This window comes from Desertibacillus haloalkaliphilus, from assembly GCF_019039105.1.
Taxonomy (GTDB): Bacteria; Bacillota; Bacilli; order Bacillales; family KJ1-10-99; genus Desertibacillus; species Desertibacillus haloalkaliphilus.
Window position 1 is genome coordinate 1 of record NZ_JAHPIV010000288.1, and the last position, 389, is coordinate 389.

At 45.8% G+C, this 389-nt stretch carries 1 protein-coding gene and 1 pseudogene; both read right to left on the reverse strand.

Features of this window, described 5'->3' with window-relative positions:
• Positions 1-206: pseudogene (locus KH400_RS21970) on the reverse strand (ATP-dependent DNA helicase RecG); the annotation flags it as partial.
• A partial coding sequence (locus KH400_RS21975) for an L-serine ammonia-lyase, iron-sulfur-dependent, subunit alpha (protein WP_217228256.1) occupies positions 184-389 on the reverse strand: 206 nt, incomplete at its 5' end. The pseudogene KH400_RS21970 and the gene KH400_RS21975, both read right to left, overlap by 23 nt.

Below are 389 nucleotides of genomic sequence, written 5' to 3' on the forward strand. Positions count from 1 at the left end.
GGCTCACTGTGCACTTTGCCTTCAACTGTGACACGTTCGTCATGTCTGACTTCTTCTAAGTTGCGAAGCTCATAGTCGTCATATCGATAAGGAAAGTAGCCGAGTAAATCGTCTACTGTGTAGATTCCAAGTTCATTTAGTGTTTTTTCTGTTTCTTCTCCAATCCCTTTGAGGGCAGAGATCTTATCTTGCAATTTCTGTATCACGAGATGAGGTCACACCTCCGAAAATCTTCTTTTCAAGCTCCCTTGCTGTCGGTGTTGCAGCAAGTCCGCCTTGTGCAGTCTCACGAAGAGCGGTTGGCATCGTTTGACCAATTTTGTACATCGCATCAATGACTTCATCACAAGGGATACGGCTTGTAATGCCGGCAAGTGCCACATCTGCTG